Origin of the sequence: Achromobacter aloeverae, from assembly GCF_004121055.1 — a bacterium.
Lineage (GTDB): Bacteria > Pseudomonadota > Gammaproteobacteria > Burkholderiales > Burkholderiaceae_B > Bordetella_C > Bordetella_C aloeverae.
Genome location: NZ_PYAL01000001.1, coordinates 22,142 through 47,869, shown reverse-complemented (window position 1 = coordinate 47,869; position 25,728 = coordinate 22,142). Strand labels below are relative to the sequence as shown.

General features: G+C 64.7%; 23 protein-coding genes. 12 read left to right on the top strand and 11 right to left on the bottom strand.

The window, feature by feature from the left end; all coding sequences use genetic code 11:
• Positions 1 to 82 precede the first annotated feature (82 nt).
• Complete coding sequence (locus C7R54_RS00220; RefSeq protein ID WP_129148192.1) at positions 83 to 1,495, top strand: MmgE/PrpD family protein; 1,413 nt, start codon at positions 83 to 85, stop codon at positions 1,493 to 1,495.
• 181 nt (positions 1,496 to 1,676) lie between these two features.
• Here C7R54_RS00220 and C7R54_RS00215 read toward each other — a convergent pair whose 3' ends face one another.
• The 5 genes from C7R54_RS00215 to C7R54_RS00200 are packed head-to-tail and all read right to left on the bottom strand — an operon-like array spanning position 1,677 to position 4,891.
• Complete coding sequence (locus C7R54_RS00215) at positions 1,677 to 2,900, bottom strand: MFS transporter (protein WP_129148191.1); 1,224 nt, start codon at positions 2,898 to 2,900, stop codon at positions 1,677 to 1,679.
• Positions 2,900 to 3,628: an arsenical resistance protein ArsH gene (arsH, locus tag C7R54_RS00210; RefSeq protein ID WP_129148190.1), complete on the bottom strand. Its 729-nt coding sequence runs from the start codon at positions 3,626 to 3,628 to the stop codon at positions 2,900 to 2,902. The genes C7R54_RS00215 and arsH overlap by 1 nt, the downstream gene beginning before the upstream one ends.
• On the bottom strand, positions 3,625 to 4,416 hold the full coding sequence (arsC, locus tag C7R54_RS00205) for an arsenate reductase (glutaredoxin) (RefSeq protein WP_129148189.1): 792 nt from the start codon (positions 4,414 to 4,416) through the stop codon (positions 3,625 to 3,627). The genes arsH and arsC overlap by 4 nt, the downstream gene beginning before the upstream one ends.
• Positions 4,413 to 4,553: a hypothetical protein gene (locus tag C7R54_RS28765; RefSeq protein ID WP_158021111.1), complete on the bottom strand. Its 141-nt coding sequence runs from the start codon at positions 4,551 to 4,553 to the stop codon at positions 4,413 to 4,415. Before C7R54_RS28765 ends, arsC begins: the two co-directional genes overlap by 4 nt.
• 11 nt (positions 4,554 to 4,564) lie before the next feature.
• The gene (locus C7R54_RS00200; protein ID WP_129148188.1) at positions 4,565 to 4,891 is read right to left on the bottom strand and encodes an ArsR/SmtB family transcription factor; all 327 of its coding nucleotides are present in this window, start codon (positions 4,889 to 4,891) and stop codon (positions 4,565 to 4,567) included.
• Positions 4,892 to 5,160: 269 nt separating this feature from the next.
• Between C7R54_RS00200 and C7R54_RS00195 the strand changes: the two genes are divergently transcribed.
• The 6 genes from C7R54_RS00195 (at position 5,161) to C7R54_RS00170 (ending at position 12,107) form a co-directional block, all read left to right on the top strand.
• On the top strand, positions 5,161 to 6,282 hold the full coding sequence (locus C7R54_RS00195; RefSeq protein ID WP_129148187.1) for an ABC transporter substrate-binding protein: 1,122 nt from the start codon (positions 5,161 to 5,163) through the stop codon (positions 6,280 to 6,282).
• A complete protein-coding gene (locus tag C7R54_RS00190; RefSeq protein ID WP_129148186.1) occupies positions 6,282 to 8,162 on the top strand; it encodes an ABC transporter permease in 1,881 nt (626 codons plus the stop codon). The genes C7R54_RS00195 and C7R54_RS00190 overlap by 1 nt, the downstream gene beginning before the upstream one ends.
• A gap of 2 nt (positions 8,163 to 8,164) precedes the next feature.
• Positions 8,165 to 9,067 carry an ABC transporter ATP-binding protein gene (locus C7R54_RS00185; protein ID WP_129148185.1) on the top strand — a complete coding sequence of 301 codons (903 nt, stop codon included), beginning with the start codon at positions 8,165 to 8,167 and terminating at the stop codon, positions 9,065 to 9,067.
• Between the two features lie 89 nt (positions 9,068 to 9,156).
• Positions 9,157 to 9,888, top strand: a complete 732-nt coding sequence (locus C7R54_RS00180; protein ID WP_129148184.1) for an ABC transporter ATP-binding protein — start codon at positions 9,157 to 9,159, stop codon at positions 9,886 to 9,888.
• 15 nt (positions 9,889 to 9,903) lie between these two features.
• The gene (locus C7R54_RS00175) at positions 9,904 to 11,670 is read left to right on the top strand and encodes an FAD-binding protein (RefSeq protein WP_129149370.1); all 1,767 of its coding nucleotides are present in this window, start codon (positions 9,904 to 9,906) and stop codon (positions 11,668 to 11,670) included.
• Positions 11,667 to 12,107, top strand: a complete 441-nt coding sequence (locus tag C7R54_RS00170; protein ID WP_240039327.1) for a 2Fe-2S iron-sulfur cluster-binding protein — start codon at positions 11,667 to 11,669, stop codon at positions 12,105 to 12,107. The genes C7R54_RS00175 and C7R54_RS00170 overlap by 4 nt, the downstream gene beginning before the upstream one ends.
• 26 nt (positions 12,108 to 12,133) lie before the next feature.
• Here C7R54_RS00170 and C7R54_RS00165 read toward each other — a convergent pair whose 3' ends face one another.
• The 3 genes from C7R54_RS00165 to C7R54_RS00155 all read right to left on the bottom strand — a co-directional run bounded on the left by C7R54_RS00165 (position 12,134) and on the right by C7R54_RS00155 (position 17,176).
• Positions 12,134 to 13,897, bottom strand: a complete 1,764-nt coding sequence (locus C7R54_RS00165; RefSeq protein ID WP_129148183.1) for a hydantoinase B/oxoprolinase family protein — start codon at positions 13,895 to 13,897, stop codon at positions 12,134 to 12,136.
• A gap of 74 nt (positions 13,898 to 13,971) precedes the next feature.
• The gene (locus tag C7R54_RS00160; RefSeq protein WP_129148182.1) at positions 13,972 to 16,047 is read right to left on the bottom strand and encodes a hydantoinase/oxoprolinase family protein; all 2,076 of its coding nucleotides are present in this window, start codon (positions 16,045 to 16,047) and stop codon (positions 13,972 to 13,974) included.
• A gap of 184 nt (positions 16,048 to 16,231) precedes the next feature.
• Positions 16,232 to 17,176 (bottom strand): LysR family transcriptional regulator, encoded by a 945-nt coding sequence (locus tag C7R54_RS00155; RefSeq protein WP_129148181.1) that lies wholly within the window; start codon positions 17,174 to 17,176, stop codon positions 16,232 to 16,234.
• 126 nt (positions 17,177 to 17,302) lie between these two features.
• Here C7R54_RS00155 and C7R54_RS00150 point away from each other — a divergent pair, with 126 nt between their 5' ends.
• From C7R54_RS00150 to C7R54_RS00135, 3 genes are all read left to right on the top strand, one after another.
• A complete protein-coding gene (locus tag C7R54_RS00150) occupies positions 17,303 to 18,304 on the top strand; it encodes a Bug family tripartite tricarboxylate transporter substrate binding protein (protein WP_129148180.1) in 1,002 nt (333 codons plus the stop codon).
• Between the two features lie 409 nt (positions 18,305 to 18,713).
• Positions 18,714 to 20,120: an ATPase domain-containing protein gene (locus C7R54_RS00140; protein WP_129148178.1), complete on the top strand. Its 1,407-nt coding sequence runs from the start codon at positions 18,714 to 18,716 to the stop codon at positions 20,118 to 20,120.
• Positions 20,121 to 20,171: 51 nt separating this feature from the next.
• Complete coding sequence (locus C7R54_RS00135; RefSeq protein ID WP_129148177.1) at positions 20,172 to 20,534, top strand: response regulator; 363 nt, start codon at positions 20,172 to 20,174, stop codon at positions 20,532 to 20,534.
• Between the two features lie 299 nt (positions 20,535 to 20,833).
• Here C7R54_RS00135 and C7R54_RS00130 read toward each other — a convergent pair whose 3' ends face one another.
• On the bottom strand, positions 20,834 to 21,703 hold the full coding sequence (locus C7R54_RS00130) for a chemotaxis protein CheB (RefSeq protein ID WP_158021110.1): 870 nt from the start codon (positions 21,701 to 21,703) through the stop codon (positions 20,834 to 20,836).
• Positions 21,704 to 21,717: 14 nt separating this feature from the next.
• Positions 21,718 to 21,999, bottom strand: coding sequence for a hypothetical protein (locus C7R54_RS00125; protein ID WP_129148175.1), 282 nt, complete (start codon positions 21,997 to 21,999; stop codon positions 21,718 to 21,720).
• A 115-nt stretch (positions 22,000 to 22,114) separates the two neighbouring features.
• Here C7R54_RS00125 and C7R54_RS00120 point away from each other — a divergent pair, with 115 nt between their 5' ends.
• Positions 22,115 to 22,312 carry a hypothetical protein gene (locus C7R54_RS00120; RefSeq protein ID WP_129148174.1) on the top strand — a complete coding sequence of 66 codons (198 nt, stop codon included), beginning with the start codon at positions 22,115 to 22,117 and terminating at the stop codon, positions 22,310 to 22,312.
• Positions 22,313 to 22,328: 16 nt separating this feature from the next.
• Positions 22,329 to 23,192 (top strand): FRG domain-containing protein, encoded by an 864-nt coding sequence (locus C7R54_RS00115; RefSeq protein WP_129148173.1) that lies wholly within the window; start codon positions 22,329 to 22,331, stop codon positions 23,190 to 23,192.
• A 10-nt stretch (positions 23,193 to 23,202) separates the two neighbouring features.
• Here the strand turns inward: C7R54_RS00115 and C7R54_RS00110 are convergent, their stop codons facing one another.
• Positions 23,203 to 25,482 carry a heavy metal translocating P-type ATPase gene (locus C7R54_RS00110; protein WP_129148172.1) on the bottom strand — a complete coding sequence of 760 codons (2,280 nt, stop codon included), beginning with the start codon at positions 25,480 to 25,482 and terminating at the stop codon, positions 23,203 to 23,205.
• Positions 25,483 to 25,728 lie beyond the last annotated feature (246 nt).

Here is a 25,728-nt window from a genome sequence, read left to right as displayed (position 1 = left end):
CTGCCGGGACGCACCGGGCCGGTCCGCGCCGCTTTCCGTGCTCGATGCTCGATGTTGATGCTTGCTGATTGGAAGGATATCCATGACTGAACCCACCCATGATCGCGACGCCGCCGGCGCCAGGGACACCTTGCTGGGCAAGCTGGCCCGCAACATCGTCGCGTTCGACGCCAACCGCGTGGAAGGCCATGCGCTGGCCCGGGCCAAGGCCTGCATCGCCGATACCATAGGTGTCATGCTGGCAGGCGCGCAGGAAGCCTGCGCGCGTATCCTGTTGCGCGTGCCTGGCGTGGCGCAGGCGCCCGGCCCGTGCACGATCCTGGGAACCGGCATCAGGACCAGCGCACTGGACGCGACGCTGGTCAACGGGACGTCGTCCCACGCGCTCGACTACGACGACATCTCGGGCGATTTCGGCGGCCATCCCTCCGTTCCGCTGGTGCCCTTGCTGCTGGCACTGGGGCAGGAGCGGGGCGGTACGGGCCGCGATTTCCTGGCCGCCTACGCGGTAGGCGTCGAAACGGAGATCCGCCTGGCGCGCGCGGCCCATCCGGTGCATTACGACAAGGGCTGGCATCCCACGGCGACGCTGGGCGTGTTCGGCGCGGCCGCCGCGGGGGCGCGCTACCTGAAGCTGGACGTGGCGCGCACGACCATGGCGCTGGCGATCGCGGGCTCGCTTGCCAATGGCCTGAAGGCCAGCTTTGGCACCATGACCAAGCCCCTGCATGTGGGCCATTGCGGGCGCAGCGGGCTGTTTGCCGCCTTGCTGGCGAGCGAAGGCTACGAAGGAGCCGCGGATCTGCTTGAACATCACCAAGGCTATTTCCAGGTCTTCAACGGCGCCGGGAATTTCAACCCGGACGCCGTGTTGCAGGACTGGGGCCATCCGCTTGAAATCGCCGGTCCCACCATAGGCATCAAGCAATTTCCCTGCTGCGGCAGTACCCACGCTTCCATCGCGGCCGCGCTGAACCTGGCGCAACGCCACGACCTGCGCGCCGCCGACGTGGCGCGCATCGAGATCATGCCGAATCGGCATCGGCTCAAGCACACCGACAAGCCTTACCCGGCATCGTCCCTGGATGCCAAGTTCAGCGTCCAGTATGTAGTGGCGCGAGCGCTGGTCAGCGGCAATGTCCGGCTGCGCGATTTCGAAAACGATGCCTATCTGGAGCCCGAGATCCAGCGCCTGCTCGGGCTGACCCAGGCGGTTCCCCATCCCGGCATGGGCGAGGGCGGACCGCAATGGGGAACCGAGATCATCGTCACCCTGAAGGATGGCAGCCGCCATGCCGAACGCATCGCCAACATGGTGTCCCGCGACGGCAGTTGCCCGATGAGCCGTGCGGAGCTGAAGGCGAAATTCGACGATTGCAGCCAGCGCGTGCTGCCCGCCGGGCAGGCCGATGCCTTGTTCGAGCAGCTGTGGGCGCTGGAACAGGTGCAGGACATGAAGGCCAGCGCCGCGTGGCTGCAAGCCGGCGCCGCCTGAAGGAGGAATGTCCGCGGCCCGCGCCGGCGTTGTCGTCGGCGAAGGCCATTCGCGGGCGGAGACCTTGGGCGGGACAAAAAAGTTCATCTGCCTAAGACGCACTAAGGCGAAGTGCTGGCACAAGACGCATAATGTATATTATGTAAAGTCTCATATTGATCGCGGCGCTGGTGGCTGACGTTCAACGCGGCGCCACTTTCGCGGAGCCGCTCAGGCGCCCTGCGGGAAGCCGCAATAGCTGAAGCGCCGTAAAGCTGGCCAGCCCTAGGATCGCCGTGACCCACAGCGCACCTGCCCCCCAGCGGTTGACGCAAATCCCGAATAGCCATGGTGCGGAAGCTTGCGCGAGCCTGGCCGGAACCATCAGCACACCCTGCCGCAGGCCATAGCCGCCTGTCCCAAAGATCGCCAATGGCAACGTACCCTTCGCAATCGTCAGGATGCCGTTGCCAGCGCCATGTAGCAGCACAAAAGCCGAGGCAGCCGGCGCTCCCAGGGCGAGCAACACCACGGCGCCCACCGGGTGGCCGAGGCTGGCCAGCTTGGCGGAAAGCAAAGGATGGGTCCTGCGCAGCAGTGTGAATTCGGCGATTCGTGCTGCCACCTGGGCGGGACCGACCAAGGCACCCGCCGCAACGGCCGCCGCCAACGTCGCTCCCGCGCCCATCAAGACCGCGGGTAGATGCGCGGCCATCGCGGTGCTGGAGAACCAGGTCACGGCAAAAACCACCGCAAGCAGGATCGAAGGCCAGATTGTCTCGGGCACGTCGTCAGGTGCCGATGCATTGGCCGTTATTGGTGCGGGTCTGGCCGCGGATGTGGTCTTGGGCGTGTCCACCTGCGCTGGCGTGGGCAACATCGCGTTAAGCGGTAGCGCCAGGATCACATGCAATACAGCCCACGTCAGGCACGCCCCCCGCCACCCCCAGTGCAGTTCCATATACGTGGACAAGGGCCAGCCCACGGTACTGGCAAACCCCGCCAACAGCGTGATGCCCGAAATCGCGCTGCGGGAATTCTTCCCGTAAAGCCGCACCAGGGCAGCGAACGCGGCTTCATAAAGGCCACTTCCCATTCCGATGCCGAGCAATGCCCACGCCGAAAAGAGCGTCAGTGGACCTTGCGCGGCAGCCAGGCCGGTCAGTCCCCCGGCAAAGATGAGGTTCGTGACCATCAATACCGGCCGCCCTCCCCACCTGTCGATGGCATGTCCGGCAGACGGGCCGACCAGCGCCGAAACCAGGAGCGCGACCGAGAAGGCGGCGAACACCGTCGGCGTCGTAACGCCCAGGTCGCGCGCCATGGGCGCGGCGAGCATCGCAGGCAAGTAATAGCTCGACGCCCAGGCCAGCGTCTGGGTGGTGCCCAACGCGAGAATAATGCCGCGGCGATTGTTCAGACGCATCAGATCGACCGTTGGTTCACGCGCTTGGACAGCGCTTCAGCGGTTTCCTTACGTTCGCTGTAACGATCGACCAGGTACGGCGCGATATCGCGCGTAAGCAGGGTGAACTTCACCAACTCTTCCATCACGTCGACGATACGATCGTAATAAGCCGATGGTTTCATCCGGCCCTCGTCATCGAACTCCTGCCAGGCCTTGGCAACCGACGATTGATTCGGGATGGTGAACATCCGCATCCAGCGGCCCAGCACGCGCATCTGGTTGACGGCATTGAACGATTGCGAGCCACCACTGACTTGCATCACTGCCAGCGTTTTACCTTGCGTCGGACGGACCGCGCCCATGCTCAGCGGGATCCAGTCGATCTGCGTTTTCATCAGGCCCGTCATCGCGCCATGACGCTCCGGCGAGCACCACACCATGCCCTCCGACCACTGCACCAGCTCGCGCAACTCGGCCACCTTTCGATGATCTTCCGGTGCGCCATCCGCCAGGGGCAGCCCCGCCGGATCGAAAATCCGGGTTTCAGCGCCGAACGCGCGGAGCAAGCGCGCCGCTTCTTCCGTGGCAAAGCGGCTGAAGGAGCGTTCGCGCAAGGAGCCATAAAGCAACAATACCTTGGGTGGACGGCCCTCTGCTTCTGGGAAGCGGCAAACCATGTCCAAGTCGGCCAACGTGCCGTCGAGGTTCGGTAAATCCGGAATGATGCGGTTCACGGCGTCGGTCATAACGAAATCTGGCGGGTATAAAGTGTCGGCGTGCTGGCATTGGTATCCATCGGCGGGCCCGCGGCCAGGACGGCCGAGGGTGCCTGGCCGCGATCGATAGTCTTGAAACCCGATTTCCCGAAGAACGCACCTGCAGTATCGCTGCTGACCCACGCCCGGCGTGCGCCCTGTTCGAATGCCCGGCGCAACAGCAAGGCCAACACGTTATGGCCCAGCCCTTGCCCTCGGTGGGCGGCATCGACCGTCAGCGTATGAACGAGGGCGTGCGTGCCTTGAAGGGCGACACTCGCATGCGCCAATACGGCCCCGTCCGTGGCGCGGTAGGCATAAAACTGGACAGGTGTAGCCTGCCCCGCGGCCACTGCCTCGGAGGAAATCAGCGTGTCGCCCAGGAATGGAACGCCCTCCTCTTTTTCCAGTCGTATTCCGTGCGGCGTATCGACGAGATCGAGCACCACGTCAGACGGACGGCACAGGCGCACGCCCTTGCCTGTCACCACCAAGGGGCGATTGATGAGAATGGGGTGTCGCACCGTCTGCTCGATGAGCGCATCGTCACTCCACTCGGCGCCATCCAATCCCAACTCCTTGTAGGGCGTGCCCTTGACGCGGATCGCGTCGCGCACGGACATCGACGCTGCCGTGATAAGCGACTTCAGGGTGCCGGCGTCCGGCGGGGCTTTCAGATATTCGATAACCATCGGATTCAGGCGCAGCGCCTGCAACGCGGCCAGCACGTTGCGCGACGTACCGCAGTCCGGGTTGTGATAGATGGTGATGGGCGTCACTGCGCTTCCTCGGTGGCGCTCGCGCGCCCAGGATCACAGCATGCCGAGGGTGCTTCAGCCGCCGCGTCGGTGTGAGACGCGCCGTAGACGGGCGTGCACAGGTCATCGACGTGCAGGGGTACGTGAAAGCGCTTCATGTGCCCTTCTCCTAGCAATTGGCGCATGCGCCGGCGCGCGGCGTTTCGCACGCCGCTCCCTCGCAACAGTGCTCCGTCAGATAGCCCAGCAATTCGTTCATGCTGCTGTAGTCGGCGCGATAGATCAGGTTGCGCCCCTGCTGTTCAGCGCTTACCAATTGCGCATGTGCCAGTTCTTTCAGGTGAAAGGACAGGGCACTGCGAGCAATGCCCAATTGCTCCGCGATGACGCTCGGATTGAGCCCCTGCTCTCCCGCCACCACCAGTGTGCGAAACACGCGCAGCCGATGGGGGTGAGCGAGAGCGCCAAGGGCAGACACAATTTGATCTTCGTTCATTATTTAATAATACAATAACTATTGAATTATGTGCAAGAGCCGCTAACCGACCCCGCAGCCGTTCCCATAACTGGCCGATGGCTGAGGCGGTTCAGGCGCGTCATCACCTCGGAAGACAGGACAAGCTCCTCTCGGACGCGCATATATGCCTTTGAAGTAAGCATATCAATAACATTACGTTGAGGTTTTATAGACAAAACAATAACGTACATAGCTCTCGCGGGGCTGCTGTCGGCCCGCGCAAAAAAACCATATCGGATACCACGTCCATGTCTGTACGTTTTGCTCGCCTGTTGACCGCCGCTGCTGCGCTGACCATCCTGTCCGCGCCGGCGCACGCCGCGGATCCCATCAATGTCGGATTTTTCTCCCACCTGTCCGGCAATTTCGCCGAGTACGGCGCAAGCTTCAAGAACGCGGTCGAGCTCTACCTGGACAAGGTCAATGCCGACGGCGGCGTCAATGGCCGTCCGATCAAGCTGGTCGTCGAGGACGATCGCAATTCACCCCAGGAAGCCGCCACCGTGGCGCGCAAGATCGTCGCGACACCCGGCGTGGTGCTGACCATAGGGTCGTGGTCCACCACCGCATCGCTGGCTGCCGCGCCCATCTTCGCCGAAGCGAAAATCCCGCAGATCAGCCCGACCTCCTCGCATCCGGACTTCACGCGCCAGAGCCCCTTCCAGTTCCGCCAGAACAATACCGACGACGTGCTGGCGCAGTACAACGCCGACACCATCCACAAGAAGCTCAAGGCTAACCGCATCGTCATTCCCTATTCGCAGGACGACTGGGGCGTGTATACCGTCAAGGCGACGTCCGCGGCGATCGAGAAAGATGGCGGCAAGGTGTTGCTGACGGAAGCCGTGATTCCCGGGTCCAAGGATTTCCGGCCCCTTATCAGCAAGATCAAGGCGGCCAATCCTGACGGCGTCTTTATCGCCCTGCCTTACCAGGAAGCCTCGATCTTCATCCAGCAACTGCGCCAGGCCGGCGTCAACATACCCGCCGGAGGCGGCATTCCGCTGACCTCGCCCAAGTTCATCGAGCTGGCCGGCAAGGCGGCCGAAGGCGTGGTGGTGCACAGCATTTTCTTCGCGGGCGACCCGTCGAAGAAGGCGTTCGTCGACGCATACCAGGCCAAGTATCACAAGCTGCCCGACCAGTTCGCCGCGCTTGCCTATGACGCCGCCGGTGTCGGCGTGGCCGCCATCAGCCGCGTGGTGCAATCCGGCAAGCCGCTGACAGGCCAGGCTGTGCGCGACGAGCTGGCCAACGGCCCCGCCTACCAAGGCGTGACGGGCGTGTCCAAGTTCGAGAACGGCAACGTCAAGAAGGCGCCCACCTTCCTCGTGGTGCGCGACGGCGCGTTCCAGCTGCTGCCGCAATAATGCTCGAACTCTTCGCCAGCCAGATCATCAACGGCCTGGCCATCGGTCAGGTCTATGCACTGATCGCCCTGGGCTTTTCACTGGTCTTCGGCGTCTCCAACCTGATCAACTTCGCGCAGGGCGCGTTGTTCATGCTGGGGGCGTTCATCGCATACACCGGCGCCACGACGCTGCACCTGCCCTTGGCGACGGCCGCCGTCTTGTCAGTGGCCATCGTGTCCTTGCTGGGCATACTCCTCGAACGGCTGGCCTTGCGGCCCCTGGAAAACGCCCCTTACATCGCGCCGGTGCTGTCCACGCTGGCCATCAGCCTGATCGTCGACCAGCTCGCGGAGATTATCTGGTCGCCCGAAGGACAGGTTTTTCCCGCGCCGTTCGAGGAGAAGACCTACTTCTTCGGCGCGGCCTATATCACCAGCACCGACCTGCTGATCTTCGGCTTCGGCGCCGCTGCGACCCTCGCGCTTACGCTGTTCCTGTCCCGCTCCTGGATGGGCCGCACACTACGTGCAACGGCCCAGGATCGTGACGCCGCTGCGCAGCTGGGCGTGCGAACCAGCCAGGTCAAACGCCTGGCGTTTGGCCTGGCCGGCGCACTGGGCGCATTGAGCGGAATTCTGGTGGCCTTGTACTTCAAAAGCGTGTTCCCGCAGATGGGCTTGCCATATGGCCTGAAGGGTTTCGCGGCGGCATTGCTGGGCGGCCTGGCCAGCACGCCGGGCGCGGTGCTGGGCGGTTTGCTCCTGGGCATCGTGGAAACCTTTGCCAGCGCCTATGTCGGCGAAGGGTACCGCGACCTGGTGGCGTACACCCTGGTCCTGGTTTTCCTGGTGTTCCGCCCGCAAGGCTTGCTGGGCGACCGCCGACTGGACGCGCTGGGCGGCGTCGGCGGCGCGGGCGGCGCGATGCCGAGTACGAGCCTGCTGTCGTCATCGTCGAGCCAACGCAAGGCCACACGCGTCCTCGAACTGCCACCCTGGGGTTTCCTGGTCACGGGACTGGCCCTCGCCCTGCTGCCCCTCGCCACGCAGAACGCCTATGTGCTGCAGGCGGTGGCCTACGCGATCATCTTCGCCTTGCTCGTCGCCAGCGTCACGCTGGTCTCGGGCTCGCTTGGCATCCTGTCGATCGGCCACATGGCGTTCTATGGCGTGGGAGCGTACGCCGTCGGCATCCTGGCGCGCAACCATGGCTGGCCAGCCGACGCTGCCTTGCCGGGCGCGGCCGCCGTCACCGCCATCGTGGCCATGGTGGCCGCCCTGCCTTTGCTGAAACTGAGCGGCCACACGGCCGCACTGGGCACCCTGGCGGTGGGCCAGATCGGCTATCTGGTGTTCATGACGTGGCTGGATGTCACGCGTGGTCCCATGGGCTTCATCGGCATCCCGGCGCCCAGGCTGGGCCTGTTCGGTGGCTACACGCTTGCCAGCCTGCCGGGGAAATTCTGCTTCATCGCGCTGGTCGTCGCCGTCGGACTGGCACTGGCACAACGGCTGCTGAATTCGGGTATCGGCCGAGTCTGGCGGGGTATCCGCGAAGACCGCCTGGCGGCGCATGCCGCCGGCCTGCCGGTACGGCGCTACATCCTGCTGGGTTTCGCCTTGTCGGGATTGCTCGCCGGCACCGCGGGCGCCTTGTTCGCCTACGTTCAAAGCGTAGTCAGCCCGGAAAGCTTCACGGTCAGCGCATCCATTCTGCTGCTGACCCTGGCCGTCCTTGGGGGGCTGGGCAATGTTACCGGTGCCGCGCTCGCGGGCTTCGCCCTGACCTTGCTGCCGGAGCTGCTGCGGCCCTTCGCGGAATGGCGCATGATCGCCTACGGTGTGGCGCTGCTGCTCATGCTGCGCCTGCGTCCCAACGGCTTGCTTGGAGCCCGCTGAATATGGTCCATTCCTTTCATACGCCGGCCATCGCGCGGCCAGGCCTGCACGTCCAGGGGCTAAGCCGACACTTCAGCGGCGTGAAGGCCGTCGACGATGTGAGTTTCGACCTCTTGCCTGGCGAGACTGTTGCGCTGGTCGGTCCCAACGGCGCGGGCAAGTCCACCTTGATCCAGCTCCTGAGCGGCGTCGAGACACCCACCGCGGGACGTATCCTGCTTGGTGACGTACGCCTCGATGGACGCCGGCCGGAAAGTATCGCCCGGCTGGGTATGGGGCGTAGCTTCCAGACTTCGCGGGTGTTTCCCGCCTTGACGGTCTGGGACAGCGTGCGCCTGGGCACGCAGGCGGGGCTGCTGCGTCATCGCGCCGAAACGCATGCGGACCCGGGCCCTCGCCATGGCCGGCTCGCCAATCCGCTGTCCGAAATCGCGGGCGAACTGCTGGGCCTGCCTGGCTGGCGCCGGCGCCGCGCGCAAGCGGACGCACGCGCCGAAATGGCGCTCAGGCGTTTCGGCGACCGGCTCTGGCCGCGCCGCGACCAGCCGGCGTTCAGCCTGTCCTACGCCAACCGGCGCCGGCTGGAAATCGCGCGAGTCCTGGCGGCCGAACCACGCTTCGTTCTGCTCGACGAGCCGGCGGCCGGCATGAACCCCAGTGAAACGGCCGAGCTGACCGACCTGTTGCTTGCCCTGCGGGCGGAGCAGCCCACGCTGGGCCTGCTGGTCATCGAGCACAAGCTGTCGCTGGTGCGGCGCATCGCCGACCGCGTGGTGGTCCTCAACCAGGGTCGTGTCCTGGCGACAGGCACGCCGGCCGAGGCGCTGGATCATCCCGAAGTGGTGGAGGCTTATCTTGGACGCACGCGGACCCGCCCAGCCCAATCCGATGCCCACCTTGGCTGATCTGCATGCCATCTCGTCCGTGCCCTGCCCCTCTTCCGTGGCGCCTCGCTTGCGCGGCGCGTGCCTTGTGAACCGTCTTCGTCTCCCTCATGAATACCTCCAAGCCCGCCCTTCTGTCGATCGACGCGATCGACGTGCATTACGGCTCGGTACAGGCGCTCCATGGAGTCAGTCTGCATGTCAACGCGGGCGAGGTCGTGTCCGTCCTGGGCGGCAACGCCTCGGGTAAATCGACCACGCTGAAATCCGTGCTGGGCCTGGTGACCCCCACGCAAGGCCGCATCGTGCTGGAGCACCGCGACATCCAGGGCAGCGCGCCGGCCGACGTGATCGACCTGGGCGTGGCCAGCGTGCCCGAGGGCCGCCGCGTCTTTCCCGATATGTCGGTCGAGGAAAACCTGCTGCTGGGCGCTTATCCGCGTCGCAAGCACAAGGCGGAAATCGCTCAGGACCTGGGCGAAGTCTTCGGGACCTTTCCCCGCCTGGCCGAGCGCCGCAAGCAGCTTGCCGGTACCTTGTCCGGTGGCGAACAGCAGATGCTGGCCTTGGGCCGGGCCTGGCTGCGGCGCGGCAAGCTGGTCTGCATCGACGAGCCGTCGATGGGCTTGTCGCCCCGCTTCGTCGATGCCGTCTACGAGGTGCTGTTTCGTTGGAAAGCGGCGGGGCAGACCATCCTGCTGGTCGAACAGAACGCACGTATTGCCCTGGAGCTGGCCGATCGCGCCTACGTACTGCAACACGGCCATGTCGTTTTGCAGGGCAACGCCGCCGACCTGGCAAAGGATTCCGCGGTACAAAAAGCCTATCTTGGCGCGGCCTGAAACATGGACGGAATGATGAACGCACCGACTCCCCTACTCCCCATTGTCGATACGGACGTACTGGTCATCGGCGCGGGCGGCGCCGGCATGAGCGCGGCCATCGCCGCCGCGGAAACCGGCGCCCGCGTATTGCTGGCCGATCGCAGCCTGATCGGCCGCGGTGGCGCCACCATCATGGCGCAGATGACGGTCGCGGCCGCCCTGGGCGAACAGACTGAAGACCATTGGACCCATCACTACCAAGACACCCTGGCTGCAGGTCGCGGCCTGTGCAGCGAACCGCTCGCGCGCATCCTTTGCGAGGAAGGCGTGCAGGCCATCCGCCTGCTGGACAGCTGGGGCGTGGGCTGGGCCCGCGCCGATGGGCACCTGACGCAGGCACACGCGCCGGGTCACGACCGGCCGCGCTGCGTCTACGTCGATTACCTGAACACGGGGCCCGCGGTGGCCAAGACGTTGCGCGCCCAGGTGGCGCGTACGGCCGGCGTGCAGCGCGTGGGCGAACTCGTCGTGGTCGATCTGTTGCTGGACGCGGGACGCGTGGTGGGCGCCCTCGCCTTGCACCTGGATAGCGGCGATTTCTTGTTGATCCGTGCCGGCGCCACCGTCATCGCCACCGGCGGCCTGACGCGGCTTTACAAGCGCAACAGCGCATCGCTCAATATGGGCGGCGATGGTTTCGCCCTAGCGCTGCGCGCCGGCGCCCGCCTGCAGGACATGGAGTTCGTGCAGTTTTTCCCGATCGGCCATCTGGCGCCCCGCCTGGTCGGCTTCGATCCCATCATGTGGGACCCATTTCGCTACAAGCTGGGCGGCAAGCTGCTCAATCGCGACGGCGTGGAATTCGTCGAGCGCTACGGCAACGCCAGCGAAGACGGCAAATACACGACGACACGCGATGCGGCCACTTACGCCATCATCAAGGAGGTCGAGGCGGGCCGGGGCTCGCCTGCCGGCGGCGCCTACCTGAGCTTCCGCCATGTGCCCGAGACGGCGCTGCGCGCGGCCTTCGGTCCGATCATCGGACGCCTGGCCGCGGCCGGCATCGATCTTGGACAGCGGATGATAGAGGTAGCGCCGATCGCTCATTACCACATGGGCGGCATACTGGTGAACACGGACCTCGCCACGGATGTGCCAGGGCTTTATGCCGCCGGCGAGGCCGTGGGCGGTGCCAATGGGGCGAACCGCTTATCGGGCAATGCCATCACCGAGGCCGTGGCCTTCGGCCTGCGCGCGGGACGTTCGGCGGCCGGAAGCGCGGCCGCGCATGGGCCGCTACCGTCCGACGAAGCGCTGCGCGCGGCCGCGGCGCCGGTCATCGAACGATCCAGCCGCCCGGTCGACGCGGCGGCGCGGCCTAACTATGCCACCCTCATCGAAGAACTGCAGGCCGTCATGCAGCGACACGTAGGCCCCTTCCGCGACGATGGGGGTATCCGGAAGGCCTTGGTCGCCATCGCTGCGTTGCGGGATCGCGCCGGCACGGGCATCCCGCCAGGCGGTCCGCAGGATCCGGTACGACTCGACGCGCTGGACCTGCGCAATATGCTGCTGGTGGCGGAGTCCGTGGCGCGCGCCGCCCTGGCACGCAAGGAAAGTCGCGGCGCGCACCAGCGTGAGGATCATCCCGCGCAGGACGCGGCTTGGACACTGAACCAGACCATCGCCTGGCGTGACGGGCATTGGACACTTGCCCGCCAGGCCGTGGACTGCTTGTCCGAAGCGCCTGTCGCCCCAGTCGCATCCGGCTTGCGTACGCCGGTGGAGAAGCAGGCATGAACACGAACGCCCCCGAGAACGGCGCCGGAAACACAGCGGCGAGCGTAGCCATGAACAATGCCCCGAGCGAAGCCAGGGATGGCGCCACCATCACCCTGCGCGTACAACGCGGCGTCCCGCAACAGGCTCATGCCGTGCAGACCTACACCGTCCCCGCCGAGGCTGCCGCATCGCTGCTGGACGGCCTGCGCTGGGTGCGCACCCACGTGGATGACACCTTGGCATTCCGCTATGCCTGTATCAACGCCAATGCCTGCAAGGAATGCATGATGCGCCTGGACGGAAAGACGGTCTACGCCTGTACGGCCCGACTGGAACCTGGCCACGACTACGCCGTCGCGCCCTTGCCGAACAAGCCCCTGGTGCGCGACCTGATGACCGCCATCGCGCCCTCCAAGGAACGCCTGTTCGGTGGAGAAGAAGACGATGAGCGTTGAAACCACAGGCCGCCGGGGAAACGACTTCAGGTAACGCGGTCCATGCGAACTTGTTCCGGCGCTCCCCCGTTTTCGTCCAGGGCCTCCTTCACCCGCGCCACGCCATAGTCCCGCTCAGCCGACGCGCGGCTTGTCTTGCCGCCGCGCAGGTCCTTGCGAATGGCAGCCAGGTCCCGTTCCCCGGGGACGCCGTAGCCGCCTCCGCCAGGGGTTTCCAGACGCACGGACTGCCCCGCCGGCAACGGGTGGCCGGAAATTTTATTGGGAAGGCGCTTTTCGTCCGGGCGGCCCGCGTTCTGGATCAGCCTTGACGTCGCTCCCAGGCCGCCGCCGTTCAAGCCCGCCGCGCCGAACAGCGCGGCGTCGCAGCGGACGGTGCAGATCATCTGGTCGTGCAAGGAACGGATCTGGCGGGCGATGCCCATGCCGCCGCGGTATCGGCCCGCGCCGCCGGTGTCGCCGACCAGGGCATATTCCTCCACCAGCAAGGGATACTCGATCTCAAGCGCTTCGGCCGGCAGGTTCGAGGTGTTCGTTACGTGGACCTGGATGCCATCCATGCCATCGCCGCGGGCGCGTCCGCCCGCGCCACCGCCCAGGGTTTCAAGGTAGACGAAGGTGCCTTTGCCCTCGCGACCGGGTCCGGAGAACAACATCGATGGCATCACATCATTGCAGGACGCCATGCCCCGGTCCGCGGGCAGCAACTGCCCCAAGGCCCCGATGACCGTCCCCGCCACGCGCTGCGCGGTCGTCACCCGCGCCCCCACCGCGGCAGGAAACCGCGGATTCGTGATGGTTCCTTCCGGCGCCGTGATCGTGATCGGCTGGAACAACCCGTTGTTGGGCATCAACTCCGGATCCAGCATCGCCTTTACCGCGAAATACACGCTGGCATGCAGCGCACTGGCCGGCAGGTTGAAAGCGCCGCGCGCCTGCGCGCCGGTGCCGGTGAAGTCAACGAACAACTGTCCATCCCGCGCATGCACGTTGGCCTGGATCACCACCGGATCCCCGCCCAACCCGTCATCGTCCATGCGTTCGGCAAAGGACACTGTCCCGCCAGGCAGCATCGCGATGCGATTCCGTAGCCGCCGCTCCGTATAGCGCAAGATGCCGTCGATCGCCGCCAGCACCGCCGGCAAGCCCGACTGTTCGACCAGCTCCAGCATCAACCGGGCGCCCTTTTCGTTCGTCGCGATCTGCGCGCGGATATCGTGCATCCGGTAGTCGTACTCGCGCGTGTTGTGCGCGATCATCTCAAGCAGGTCGAGGTCCAGCTCACCCTGGCGCACGATGCGCATGACGGGCAGTCGGATCCCCTCCTCCCACACGGTCTTCAGGTGGTGCGATGTCGACCCGGGCACCGCGCCACCCACGTCGGTATGGTGGCCGATATTGGCGGCAAAGAACCGTAACTCGCCGTCCACGAAGACAGGCGTGACGACCGTGATATCCGGCGCATGCGTGCCGCCGGCCAAATAGGAGTCGTTGCACAGGAACGCATCCCCCCGCCGAATGCCGGCGACGCCATATCGTCGCAACACCGCATCGATTCCCCCCGACAGCGATCCCAGGTGCACCGGCACGTGCGCCGCCTGCGCGATCAGCCGCCCGGCGGCGTCGAACAACGCCACGGAGCAATCCTTGCGCTCCTTGATATTGCTGGAGAACGACGAGCGGATCAGCGTATTGCCCATCTCCTCTGTAATGCTGAGCAGGCGGTTGCTGAAGACTTCCATCTCGATGGGGTCGAATACGTCTTCGGAAGGGGTCGTGATAGTAGCCATCGCAGTCTCTGGAATTCGGTATGGTCGATATGGTCGCTATGGGGATGCGGTCCGTGATGCGGCCGACGGCACGCTCACGGGCGCAAGTCGACGATGAGGTTGCCGAACGCATCGGCATGTGCCCGTTGGCCGGGCAGCACCACGGTGGTCGAACTCATTTCCTCGATGACGGCCGGGCCGTCCACCGGCACTTCCACCGGCAAGAGGCCCCGCCGGTACACCGGTGTGTCCAACCACCCACCGGCATCGAAGTAGACCTGGCGATGTTCTTTCACGGCGCTCTCCAGGGATCCGCCGCCTTCGACACGCGCCAGCGGTGCGCGCGGCACCATCCCCACCGCCCGCACGCGACAGTTCACGATCTCGATGGCCCGGCCGGCCGCATCGTAGCCATACTCGCGTACATGGGCGGCGCTGAACGCCGCCACGAATTCGGCTGTCGCCATCAGCCGCATGCCATCCAGCGGCACGGGAATTTCGAAGTTCTGCCCTTGATATCGCGCGTCGATGACGCCCGACAGGCGCTGCGCATCCGGCGTCACGCCCTCGGCGGCCAGCCAATCGCGGGCCTTCGCAGCCAGCGTGTCCAGCGCCTGCCGCAGCAAGGCCCACCCGTCATCGGTGGCATGCGCCATCAACGTCTGGACAAAATCCATGGAGATGTCCGACAGCAGGATACCCCGTGCGCACATGGTCCCCGGCTCCTGCGGAATCAGCAGCATGCCGATGCCGCAGTCTCGCGCCAGTTCGGCCGCATGCAGTCCCCCTGCCCCGCCGAAGGAGCACAGCGCGAACTTGCGGATGTCGTGGCCGCGCTCGGTGGATACGGCTCGCACCGCGCGCGCCATGTTCGAATTGGCGATACGCAGGATGCCGTACGCGGCCTCCTCCACGGTCAAGCCCAATGGCCGCGCGATCATCGCTTCGATGGCAACCCGCGCACGCGCCGCGTCCACCGGCATGCGTCCTTCCAGCAGCGCGACGGGATTCAACCGGCCGAGTACGATGTGCGCGTCGGTAATGGTCACCGCCTCGCCGCCCCGGTCATAGGCGATCGGCCCGGGCACGGCGCCCGCGCTCCGCGGGCCGACCTTCAGCGCGCCCGCATCGTCGATGCAGGCGATGCTCCCGCCCCCCGCCCCGATGACGTGGACATCCACCATCTGGGTCTTCACCGGATAATCCGCCACCAACCGGCTGGACGTGAACAGCGGCTGCAGGTCCGCGATCAATGACACATCGGTGCTGGTGCCTCCCACGTCGAAAGTGATCAGATTGGAAAGTCCGGTCGCACGCCCCAGTTCCACCGCGCCGATGACCCCGGCCGCCGGTCCCGACACGCACGTTCGCACCGGCGCCGTCAGCACCGACTCCACGGACATCAATCCGCCATTCGAATGCACCGTCGCCGGCTGGGCCGCGATTTCCATGCCGCGCACCGATCGCACCAGGTTGCGCATGTAGCCAGCCATCCGCGGTCCCACGTAGGCATTCAGCACCGTGGTCGACATCCGCTCGTACTCGCGGAACTCCGGCAGGATCTCGCTGGACACGCTCAGGTACACCCCAGGCAAGGCCTCGGCCAGGATGTCCCGCGTCCGCCGCTCATGCTCGTCATTGCGGTAGCTGTGCATGAAGCAGATCGCCACCGCCTCGACCCCCTCCCTCCTGAGCTCGTCGGCGACGCGGCGCACGCCGGCCTCGTCCAGCGGCTCCAGCATGGAACCGTCGGCGGCAATGCGTTCGGTCACCTCGTAGCGCCACTCCCGCGGCGCCAACGGCTCCGGCTTCAACACGTTGTAGTCGTAGAGATGGGGCCGCACCTGCCGCCCGATCTCCAGGACATCCCGGAAGCCGCGCGTGGTCACCAGCGCGCAGCGCGCGCCGCGCCGCTCGATCACCATATTGGTCGCCACGGTGGTGCCATGGCCCACGTGCACCAATTCGCCACCGGAGATGCCCAGTTCGCGCATCAGGTGTTCGACGCCCGACTGGATGGCCACGGAGGGGTCGTGCGGCGTCGACGGCACCTTGAAGTAATGCAGTTCGCCGGTGTGTTCGGCCAACAAGGTGAAGTCGGTGAAGGTGCCGCCGACATCGAAGCCGACGCGGAAGCGGCGGCCCGCGGGGGCGGATAGGGTCTGGGTCAACGCATATCTCCAGGAGGCAGCGGGTTGCGGTGCAGGAACCCGCGGGCAATGTGTCCCAGATCTTAGTTATGCGGCGTCATGCTTTCCAATCAAAGTTTGGCATTGGTCGTTATCATTTCAGTGAATGATGCGTATCCCTGCCAACGCATCGGGTGCCAGGCCAGTCCGCTGCGGGCCTGCGCGATCAATAGGCCTGCGGCTCGGCGCGTGGCGCGTGGTCGAAAACCATCCCCTGGGCCTGGCAGATCTTCAGGATTTCCTCGCGCAGCCAGCGATGCGCCGGTTCGTTGTCGGACCGCTCGTGCCAGATCAGGTTGACGGTCCGCGGCACGAAGGGAAACGGCGCCTCGACCGCCTCCAGCTGGTGGCTGTGCGGGCTGTTCCGCACCGTGTTCAGGGGCACCACGCAGATCAGGTCGGTCTCCGCCAGCAGGCGCGGCGCCAGCGCGAACTGGTTGATGGTCAGCACCACATTGCGCTTCAGTCCATGGGCCGCCAGCTCGTGGTCGACCAGCGACGCCGTGCCCAGCAGGCTGACCATCAGGTGCCGCGCCCGCAGGAAGTCCTCCAGCCGCAGATGCCCCTGGGCCAGCAGCGGATGGCCCTTGCGCATGGCGCAGACATAGGTCAGCGTCTCCAGCGGCAGCATGCGCAGCGACGAAGCCACGTTGGACCACACGCCCGCCGCCATGTCCACCTCGCCCTTCTCCAGCTGGAAGGCAGCGTTGTCCAGCGAGTACGGATGCAGATGGATGCGGACGTTGGGCGCCACGGTTTGCTGCTCCACGAACAGCGGGCGTATCACCTGGTCAGCGACATAGTCGGACATGGCCAACCTGAAGACGGCCTCCGACCGGGCGGGGTCGAACTCGTTGGTCGCCAATGTCTCCTGGATGCGGGCCAGCGCGTCGCGGATGGGAGGCCACAGCAGTTCGGCGCGCTGCGTGGGCAGCACCCCGCCCTGTATCTTGACGAACAGCGGATCCTTCAGCGTCAGGCGCAGCCGGTTGATGGCATTGCTGACCGCGGGCTGGGTCATGTGCAGGGCCAGGGCCGCGCGCGTGACGTTGCGTTCCGTCATGACGGCGTCGAAGATGCGCAGCAGGTTCAGGTCGATGGCGGGAAGCATGCCGCACTATAGCGCAGCCATCACCCGGGGTGATGACGGTCTATTTCAAATATTGATTTGGCACATAAAGACTTGCCGCTTAATCTTTTCCCAAATCCTGAGACAACTACACAGGGGAATAGATCCATGGCAAGCAAGTCTCACGCAGGCCGCCGGAAGGTGCTATTGGCGGCCGCCTGTTCCGCTGCGGCTTTCTCGCTGTCCGCCGTCGGGCCGGCCCGGGCCGGGGACGCCTATCCGAGCAAGCCCATCACCATCGTCCTGCCGTACGCCACCGGCGGCACCGCGGACATGATGGCGCGCTTCGCCGCGCAGGCCTTGACCGCGGAACTGGGCCAGACCGCGATAGTCGAGGCCAAGCCGGGCGCCGGCGGCGTACTGGGCACCGAATACGTGTCGCGCGCCGCGCCGGATGGCTATACCCTCGCCCTCACCGCCAGCGGCACGATGGGCGTGAATCCCTATGTCTACAAGCTGCGCTACGAGCCATTGAAGGACTTCAAGCAGATCACCGTGCTGGTCGACCTGCCCTTCGTGGTCGTCACCGGCAACGACTTCCCCGCGAAGACGCTCAAGGATTTCGTCGACTACGCGCACGCGCATCCCAACGGCATCACTTTCGGCAACGCTGGACTGGGCACGCAGCAGCACCTGACGCAGCTGATGTTCGCCAAGTCCGCCGGCATCCAGGTGAACCTGGTGCCCTACAAGGGAAGCACACCGGCGATGAACGACCTGCTGGGCGGACACATCAACGCGGTCTTGGACAACACCGGCGTGCAGACGCCGTTCATCCACTCGGGCAAGGTGCATCCGCTGTTCGTCACCAGCCAGCAGCGCCTGGCCGTACTGCCAGACGTGCCGACGGCGCAGGAAGCCGGCCTGAAGGACTTTTCCGCTGTGGCCTGGTTCGGCCTCGCCGCGCCCAAGGACACGCCCGATGCGGTCGTGGACAAGATCCAGCAGGCGCTGTCGCGCCAGTTCGCCAAGCCCGAGATACAGCAGCGCGTGCTGGACCTGGGCATGATTCCACGCGTCACCACCCCTGCCGAGACCACGGCCCGCGTCCGTGACGACCTGCAGGTCTTCGGCAGGATCGCCAAGGACGTGGGGCTGCAGCCGATGTAGGATGCCCCCCGCCAACCGCTATGCAGCTCCATATCCATGCAGCTCCATATGCGTCGACAAGGGCCATCCCACGGTGCTGGCGAACCCTGCCAATAGCGTGGTGATGCCATTGACGCATCCGAGGGCGTTGGAGGCCCTTGCACGCCGCGCCTTCGCAAAATAACAGCTTGATCTTCGTTCATTATTTAATACTACAAGAATCATTGAACTAAGAACAATCGTTGTTCCGTCCACAATCCAACGGGCATGTAAGCCTCAAGCTCGCTGACGCCGTACGAAAGGCGCGGCATTTACACGGCTCGAAAAGACGAATTGGTGCTGTCGTCTCCGTCCAAAAGCCTAAAAGGAACAGACTAGAATAAGCGCGCTGCATTTGCGCAGCCTTAACCGTCGCGATCGGAGAATCCCATTGAAGCATCTTGCGCGCATGCGAAGCGCCGTGCCTGGCCTTGATCAGGTCTTAAACGGCGGCTTTGTCGAGGGAGCGTCCTACATCATCCAGGGCAGACCCGGGGCCGGCAAAACCATACTGGCGAATCAGATTGCGTTCGCCCGGGCCGCCACCGGCGCCAAGGTCCTTTACGTGACATTGCTTGCCGAGAGTCATGAGCGGCTGTTCCAAAGCATGGCCACCCTTACTTTCTTCGATGAGGAAGTGCTCGGACGCGAGGTGACTTTTGTCAGCGTCTTCCATACCTTGCGCGAGGAAGGCCTGGACGCCGTAGTGCAACTCCTGCGCCAGGAAACCAAACGTCAACAAGCCACGCTCCTGGTATTTGACGGACTGCTCAACGCCCGTGACCGTGCCGCAACCGATCTCGACGTAAAGACCTTCGTCGCGGCCGTTCAGGGCCAAGCCGCTTTCGTCGGCTGCACAGTCCTGTTTTTGACCAGTGCGAGGCTGGAGGACAACAGCCCCGAATACACTATGGTCGACGGGGTCATCGACCTGAGCGAGCATCTTTTTGGCGTTCGAACCATCCGACAGATGCAAGTACGCAAGTCGCGCGGCAGCAAATCGATCAGTGGCGTGCATCAATACGAGATTTCGGATAGCGGCATTACCGTCTATCCCCGCCTGGAAGCATTGAATTGGCCGGAGCCTGACTCGGTGCCGGGTCGGCGCCGTGTGGGCAGCGGTAATGTGAAATTTGACGTGCTGCTCAATGGCGGATACCCGGAGTCTTCCGTAACCCTGCTCGCCGGCCCAAGCGGTAGCGGCAAAACCAGCCTGGGCTTGCAGTTCCTGAGCGTGGCCACGCCAGAGGAGCCCGCCCTACACTTCGGTTTCTTCGAAGACAGCCAGGCACTTATTGCGAAGGCGTCTGCCATAAAACTTTCCTTGCCAACGGCAGACTCTGGCGCGTTGCAGATCCATTGCAACTTGTCCGGGGAAAACTTGCTGGACAAGCTCGGGCATGAGTTGCTCGACCTGGTCGAGAAGAACCGAACGCGCCGGGTTTTCATCGACGGCCTCAACGGTTTTGCGCTCGCGGCCGTGGACAAGCAGCGCCTGATTCCGTTCGTGGCAGCCCTGGCCGCAAGGCTGCGCCGCCTGAATGTGACTGTGCTGGTCACCTGGGAGGTACAAGGTTCCCTCGACGCCAGCGCACGAGCGCTGCCCCTCGAATTTTCGGGCATCTTTGACAACCTGGTCCTGGTTAGACAGTGGGAGCAGCATCACGATCTGCACCGAAGTATTGCCATACAGAAGATGCGGGACAGCACCTTCAACGCCGAGGCCCACGCTCTGCTATTTAGCGACGCCGGCATCGGCATTGGAGCCGGACTTGGCGCCACCCCCCGGACCAAATAGACCAGCGGGCGCACTTGGCACGATGGGCAACTGTTCGGAGGACTAGCCGTTATGGCGTTGATATTGGTGGCAGACGATGAGGTTTTGTTGGCGGAAGTGCTAGGCGAGGTGCTGGCCGACGCCGGCCACGAAGTGATGATCGCGCAACATGGCAAGCGGGCGCTCGAACTGATTCGAGAGCGCCGGCCGGCGCTTGTGATCAGCGACTTCATGATGCCGATCATGACGGGTCTTGAACTGGCCAATGCCGTTCGCGCCGATGAGGATTTGCGGGACTTGCCGATTATTATGGTGACCGGCGCTCAGGGCCATATCGCTCGTGAAAATCGGCCGCTCTTCACCGACGTTCTGGACAAGCCCTACGACCTTGACCAACTGCTCGCTTTGGTCGAAAGGATCGTTGCAAACCCTTGAAAGGTGGGCTTCTCGACGCCCGACTTTACTGCCGGACGATGGGCCCACGTAGTCGGCCAGGGCGGCATCGACCTGGAAGCCATCACTCATATATAGGGCCAGCAAGAGGCGCGCGGTATGCTGGGCTACCTGCTAGCCGCAAGCTCACTAATTTCCCGGTCGTCGGTCACCCGCCCACCCACGTGCCACCGCCTGGAGCGTTCGGATGGCCAAGGTTATCCGATCCAGTTCAGCGGCGAATTGATCGAAGGCGCCATCTATACGCCTGCCCTCCTCAAGGTCCATCTGCTTGCGAAGGATCATTTCCCTTTCGCCCAGCGCCCGCACGGCCGCCCACAGGGTGGCCTCCGCGTCTTCGCTCTGGGCGGCGGCCAAGCTTCGCAGCGTGTACGCATGTCCCGTATGACATCGATAGCGCACCGGCGGCGCCTGCCGCATCTCGAATAGCGTCCCGCCGCAGTCCGGACAGGTAAGCGCCGAAGGCTTGCCAGCGCGGCGAGCCTGTTCATGATCCTGTCTCCCTTCAGCATCTCGGCCTCCTGGAGGACCGTCTGCGGTATATCGACGGACGGGACGTCCATGCTGCTTTCGGGTACGGTCCGACTGACCAGGGCGCTCAGGAGAGGCGCAATGTCGTCGAGCGGCACGATATGGTCGACATAGACACTTTCGATGGCGCTGCGGGGCATCTCGGCTTGCTCGGCATCTGCGGGATCCTGCACCACGGCGGTCCCACCGCATCGCTTCACGGCGTCCAGGCCAGCCGTGCCATCATCCAGGCTCCCTGTCAAAATGACGCCGATGCAGCGCGCCCGATGCGCTATCGCGGCAGAGCGCAGCAGCGGATCGATCGCGGGGCGAGCATGGTTTTCCTTAGGCCCAGCACTTAGCCTTAGGTGATTTCCCTCCACAAGCAGGTGACGATCCGGCGGAGCGACATAGATCGTACCCGGCAGCATCCTCGCGCCCTGAGTTGCCCACACGGCGTCCAACGGCCCGGCGCGATCCAGCATTTCCGCAAGCTGGCTGGGTTGGGCGCCGATGTGCTGAGCGACAAGAATAGTCGCCCCAAAATCCGGCGGTAGCGCCGCGGCCAGCCGGCGCAGCGCCGATATGCCGCCCCACGATGCGCCGATTACCACGTAGTGCCCTGGCTTTCTTGATTCCACTTCAGCTCCAGGTGTCAGTTGGCGGCGTGGGCGGTTCCTTGTCCCGGATTAACCGCCTCCGAAACTCGATTCCTCGCCTGCTGCCACAGCATTTTTCGGCGTTGGACCGCAACGCCGCTCCAAGACCACAAGCGTCTTGCGCAAGCGCTGCGGCAAATCCCGGGCCTTTTCGAGCGGACACCCCCTTCCTGCATCTGTGTCACAACGATTTCCTGTTGTCCGATGAGATTACGGGCCAGGTCGACATGCGGATTGGCGTCGTCCAGGTAGAGCGGTCCGGAATCACTGTTGGCCATGGTTGTCTCCGGCTGAGCAAGAATGGAGCGTAGGCGCGCACTGATATCGCGGCTCAGCCTCGCTAGAATACAGAGCATTCGGCCGCCTCGGCCGCTACCGCGAAACCATCCCACCATGAAGCAGACTCCTTCGTTTCCTGACCGTCCTTTCGCGGGTTACCAAGCGTTTCCTACCGGACGCTTTGCCACTGAACGCGCACGCTTTCATCAAGTCACCGAAGGCCGACATCCAGAAATCATGGTGATCGGCTGTCGCGACGCCCGCGTGGCGCCGGAACTGATCTTTGACGCTGGGCGGATGATGTGCGTCTGAATAGGGACTCGACGCGATGGAAACCATAGGCAGCCAGAAAATCTGGACGTTCCAGGGGTCGACCGGGCGCATCAAGCCGTCGACCTGCGGCGCCATACGCAAGGAAGCCGCCTGCCCTGTTCGCTCCTATATGGAACTGGCGACGAAGGTGGCCGACCTGCAGTTCCACAACCGTGATTTCGTGCTCATGTTTCGGGGGCAGACGGGGGACTACCGGAACAAGTCGGGATATTCGTCGCTGAAACCCTCGCTGCTGCGGGCCGACGCGCCGAACCGGATTCCCTCGGATGGCACCTTGCTAGAGCGTTTCGCCGGACTGGCCGCGGCGGAAAAAGCCCTGGTCGCGGAATACGTGGCGCGCAAGTACATCGGACGCCAGCGGCTGGCGCGGCAACGCATTCTTCGCTGGGCAATCCTCCAGCACTACGAAGTCTGCGCGACGCCGCTGCTGGACGTCACGCAATCCCTGCGCATCGCCGCGTCCTTCGCCACGCATCGCGCGAAGGACAAGGCCTACGTCTTCGTGCTAGGCGTTCCCCAGGTCAGTGGCGCGATCACCGCCAGCGCCGAAGCCGGCATCCAGATCGTGCGCCTTGCCAGCGTCTGCCCGCCCGAGGCCGTGCGGCCGCACATCCAGGAAGGCTACCTGCTGGGCGAATACCCCGAAGTCTCCAGCGCCGAACAAAAGCTGCTGTACGAGCACGCCGAAATGGACTTCGGGCGCAAACTCATCGCCAAATTCCAGTTCGACCCGCGAACCTTCTGGAAGGAGAGCGGACAATTTCCCCTGGTGCGCGAGAAAGCGCTGTATCCCGCGGCCGCGGACGATCCCATGCTCGGACTCGTCCATGCCGTCAAGGCAACGCTGGGCGCGGGCTGAAGAAGTCGCTTCAACTCACTGCCAGGTACATTTCTTCCTCCTGGGCAAAATGCAATTCCAGGATGGCGGCGAGGCTGTAAAGGAGCCGCTGGATATCGCGCAGCGCCCGCTCGCTACCCGTCTCGGTGAATGCCACGACGTCCCGGTGCAGCTCCCGCGACAGCGCCGCTATCTCGCGGTGGGTGCGACTCAGGGGCGCTAGCGGATCCTCGCCCCCCAGAAGCTCCGCGACGACCGGGTAGATGACCGCCTCGTCTTCGCGCTCATGACTCAGGATTTTCTCGCTGATCAACTGGTCGATCTCCTGCAGGACCGGTCCCGCCTGCGCCGCTGACATGTCCAGCACCCGGCCGCCAAGGGAGGACAAGCGGTCCAGGACCGGCATCAGCTTTTCATGCTGGTCTCGCCAACGTCGTGCCTCTTCCGCGGCAAGCCGGCGCCCGGTCGGGCGCGAGGGTTCCGCGCGCAAGGCACGCAGGGCATTCATAATGGCGACGACATCGATAAGTTCCTGCAGCGCGGCGCCGTACACGGGGGGCAAATAGCCCAAGGCCGCCACCATCATCGCAACCAGCGAGAGGCCCATGCCTATCGACACGCTCTGGACGGCGATGCGGCGGGTGGCCTTGGCCAGCTCCATCGCATCGGCCAGGCGATCGAAGCGATCCACCAATAGCACCACGTCCGCCGCTTCGGAAGCGGCAGCGGCGCCGCGGGCGCCCATGGCAATGCCCACGCTTGCCGACGCCAAGGCAGGCGCGTCATTGACGCCGTCTCCGACCATGATGGAAATGCTCGCCGACGGCGCTTGCGCAATCGCGGCTACCTTTCCGGCCGGGTCCAGTTCGGCGCATACCTCGTCCACGCCGAGGATGGAACCGATGGCCTCGCCCACATCCCGTCGGTCTCCGGTCAGCATCACCATACGGCGGATTCCGGCGCGTCTCAGCAGGCGCAGTGCGCGTGGCGTCTCCAGCCTGACCTGGTCCGCCAGGTGCAGTGCGCCCATGACGCGATCTCCCTTCGCCACGAAGACGCCCGATCCGCCCTGTTCTCCGACCGTTTTCAGGAATTCCCGCGCCCACTCCGGCCACGGCACGGTCTTGCAGACAAAATCCGGCGTGCCCACCCGCACCGGAATGCCGCCCAAGGTGGCCGATACGCCCGCACCATGCGTTTCGACCACGTCTTGCGGCATCTCCAGCTGCAACTGGCGCTCGCGCGCGGTGGCTACGATCACCGTCGCGGTGATGTGGGCCGACATCTGGTCCACCGCCGCGGCGGTGCGCAGGACGTCTGTCTTGTCTTCACCCTTGGCAGCCTTGATATAGGCGATACGCGCCCTGCCCCCCGTCACCGTTCCCGTCTTGTCAAAAAAGAGGATGGTCGCACGCGCGAGGTTCTCAAGGGCGCCCCCACCTTTCACCAGGATGCCGCGCCGGGCACAGTTCGACATCCCGCACACCAGCGCCACCGGAACGGCAAGGATCAGGGGGCAAGGCGTGGCCACGACCAGGACGGCCAAGGCTCGCCGTGGGTCTCCGCTCACCGCCCATGCGATCGCGGCGAGTCCCAGCGCCAGCGGAATCAGCCACGCGGCCGCCTTGTCGGCAAGGCGCGCGGCGGGCGCCCGAGCGCTTCGGGCCGCTTCGATGAGTTTGCTTATGCCCGCGAACGTACTGCGTTCCGCGGTCTCCGACGCCACCAGATTGAAGGGGCCGCCCGCATTGACCGCACCGCTGCGGACATTGCTGCCTTGACGCCGCTCGACAGCGGTCGACTCGCCCGTCAGGACGGATTCGTCCAAGGTAGCGGTGGCCGACAGGACAAGGCCGTCGACGGGGACGATGTCGCCCGGCTTTACCAGCAAGATGTCCCCGGCCTTGATCGCGGCCAGGTCGATGCTCACGATGGATGTACCGTCGACTTTCCACGCCGTCCGTGGCACGCGCGCCAGCAGCGCGGACATTTCCCGGCCGGCCCTATCCTCGGCCCAGCTCTCGAGCACCTGCCCGCTGGTGAACATGGCCGCGATGATGCATGCGGACAAGGCCTCGCCCAGGACTATCGCGCCGACGATGGCAATGAGGGCCAGCGCGTCGGCCCCCATTTCGCGGCGCGCCAGCGCTCGGTACACGTTGCAGGCTGTACAGGCCAAGGCGGGCAGCGAACCTGCCGTCCACGTCGCATGCGCGCTCGCCAATGCGTCGATCCAGTAAAGGAATCCGCCGATGCCCAGGGCGAGGACAGTAGTGGCCAACAGCAGGATGTTCAGCCGAAGATTACGCATGGTTCGTCACATTGCAAGGACGACAGCCAGGGATGGAGAAGATCCGCGCGACATGGCACTGCTGCACGTAGCCATGCCACTACGCCAGTGCCAGCAGCATAACCCGAGGGTTGATTCGCGCGGCTCAAAAAAGAGACAATGTGACGCAGGACGCCCTCGTATGAGGCGTCCACCTATCGCGTCCAGCCCTCCCGAGGGCCTAGACGCGCGGGAACGCCAAGTGCTGTTCCCTGCCATGGCCCGGGC

Excerpts from the sequence above, each read along its gene's own strand:
- C7R54_RS00110 (WP_129148172.1), bottom strand. The coding sequence starts at position 25,482 with ATGCGTAATCTTCGGCTGAACATCCTGCTGTTGGCCACTACTGTCCTC.
- C7R54_RS00180 (WP_129148184.1), top strand. The coding sequence starts at position 9,157 with ATGAATACCTCCAAGCCCGCCCTTCTGTCGATCGACGCGATCGACGTG.
- arsH (WP_129148190.1), bottom strand. The coding sequence starts at position 3,628 with ATGACCGACGCCGTGAACCGCATCATTCCGGATTTACCGAACCTCGAC.
- C7R54_RS00170 (WP_240039327.1), top strand. The coding sequence starts at position 11,667 with ATGAACACGAACGCCCCCGAGAACGGCGCCGGAAACACAGCGGCGAGC.
- C7R54_RS00175 (WP_129149370.1), top strand. The coding sequence starts at position 9,904 with ATGAACGCACCGACTCCCCTACTCCCCATTGTCGATACGGACGTACTG.
- C7R54_RS28765 (WP_158021111.1), bottom strand. The coding sequence starts at position 4,553 with ATGAAGCGCTTTCACGTACCCCTGCACGTCGATGACCTGTGCACGCCC.
- C7R54_RS00150 (WP_129148180.1), top strand. The coding sequence starts at position 17,303 with ATGGCAAGCAAGTCTCACGCAGGCCGCCGGAAGGTGCTATTGGCGGCC.
- C7R54_RS00200 (WP_129148188.1), bottom strand. The coding sequence starts at position 4,891 with ATGAACGAAGATCAAATTGTGTCTGCCCTTGGCGCTCTCGCTCACCCC.
- C7R54_RS00135 (WP_129148177.1), top strand. The coding sequence starts at position 20,172 with ATGGCGTTGATATTGGTGGCAGACGATGAGGTTTTGTTGGCGGAAGTG.
- C7R54_RS00165 (WP_129148183.1), bottom strand. The coding sequence starts at position 13,897 with ATGGCTACTATCACGACCCCTTCCGAAGACGTATTCGACCCCATCGAG.
- C7R54_RS00120 (WP_129148174.1), top strand. The coding sequence starts at position 22,115 with ATGAAGCAGACTCCTTCGTTTCCTGACCGTCCTTTCGCGGGTTACCAA.
- C7R54_RS00185 (WP_129148185.1), top strand. The coding sequence starts at position 8,165 with ATGGTCCATTCCTTTCATACGCCGGCCATCGCGCGGCCAGGCCTGCAC.
- C7R54_RS00125 (WP_129148175.1), bottom strand. The coding sequence starts at position 21,999 with ATGGCCAACAGTGATTCCGGACCGCTCTACCTGGACGACGCCAATCCG.
- C7R54_RS00215 (WP_129148191.1), bottom strand. The coding sequence starts at position 2,900 with ATGCGTCTGAACAATCGCCGCGGCATTATTCTCGCGTTGGGCACCACC.
- C7R54_RS00190 (WP_129148186.1), top strand. The coding sequence starts at position 6,282 with ATGCTCGAACTCTTCGCCAGCCAGATCATCAACGGCCTGGCCATCGGT.
- C7R54_RS00115 (WP_129148173.1), top strand. The coding sequence starts at position 22,329 with ATGGAAACCATAGGCAGCCAGAAAATCTGGACGTTCCAGGGGTCGACC.
- C7R54_RS00155 (WP_129148181.1), bottom strand. The coding sequence starts at position 17,176 with ATGCTTCCCGCCATCGACCTGAACCTGCTGCGCATCTTCGACGCCGTC.
- C7R54_RS00195 (WP_129148187.1), top strand. The coding sequence starts at position 5,161 with ATGTCTGTACGTTTTGCTCGCCTGTTGACCGCCGCTGCTGCGCTGACC.
- C7R54_RS00220 (WP_129148192.1), top strand. The coding sequence starts at position 83 with ATGACTGAACCCACCCATGATCGCGACGCCGCCGGCGCCAGGGACACC.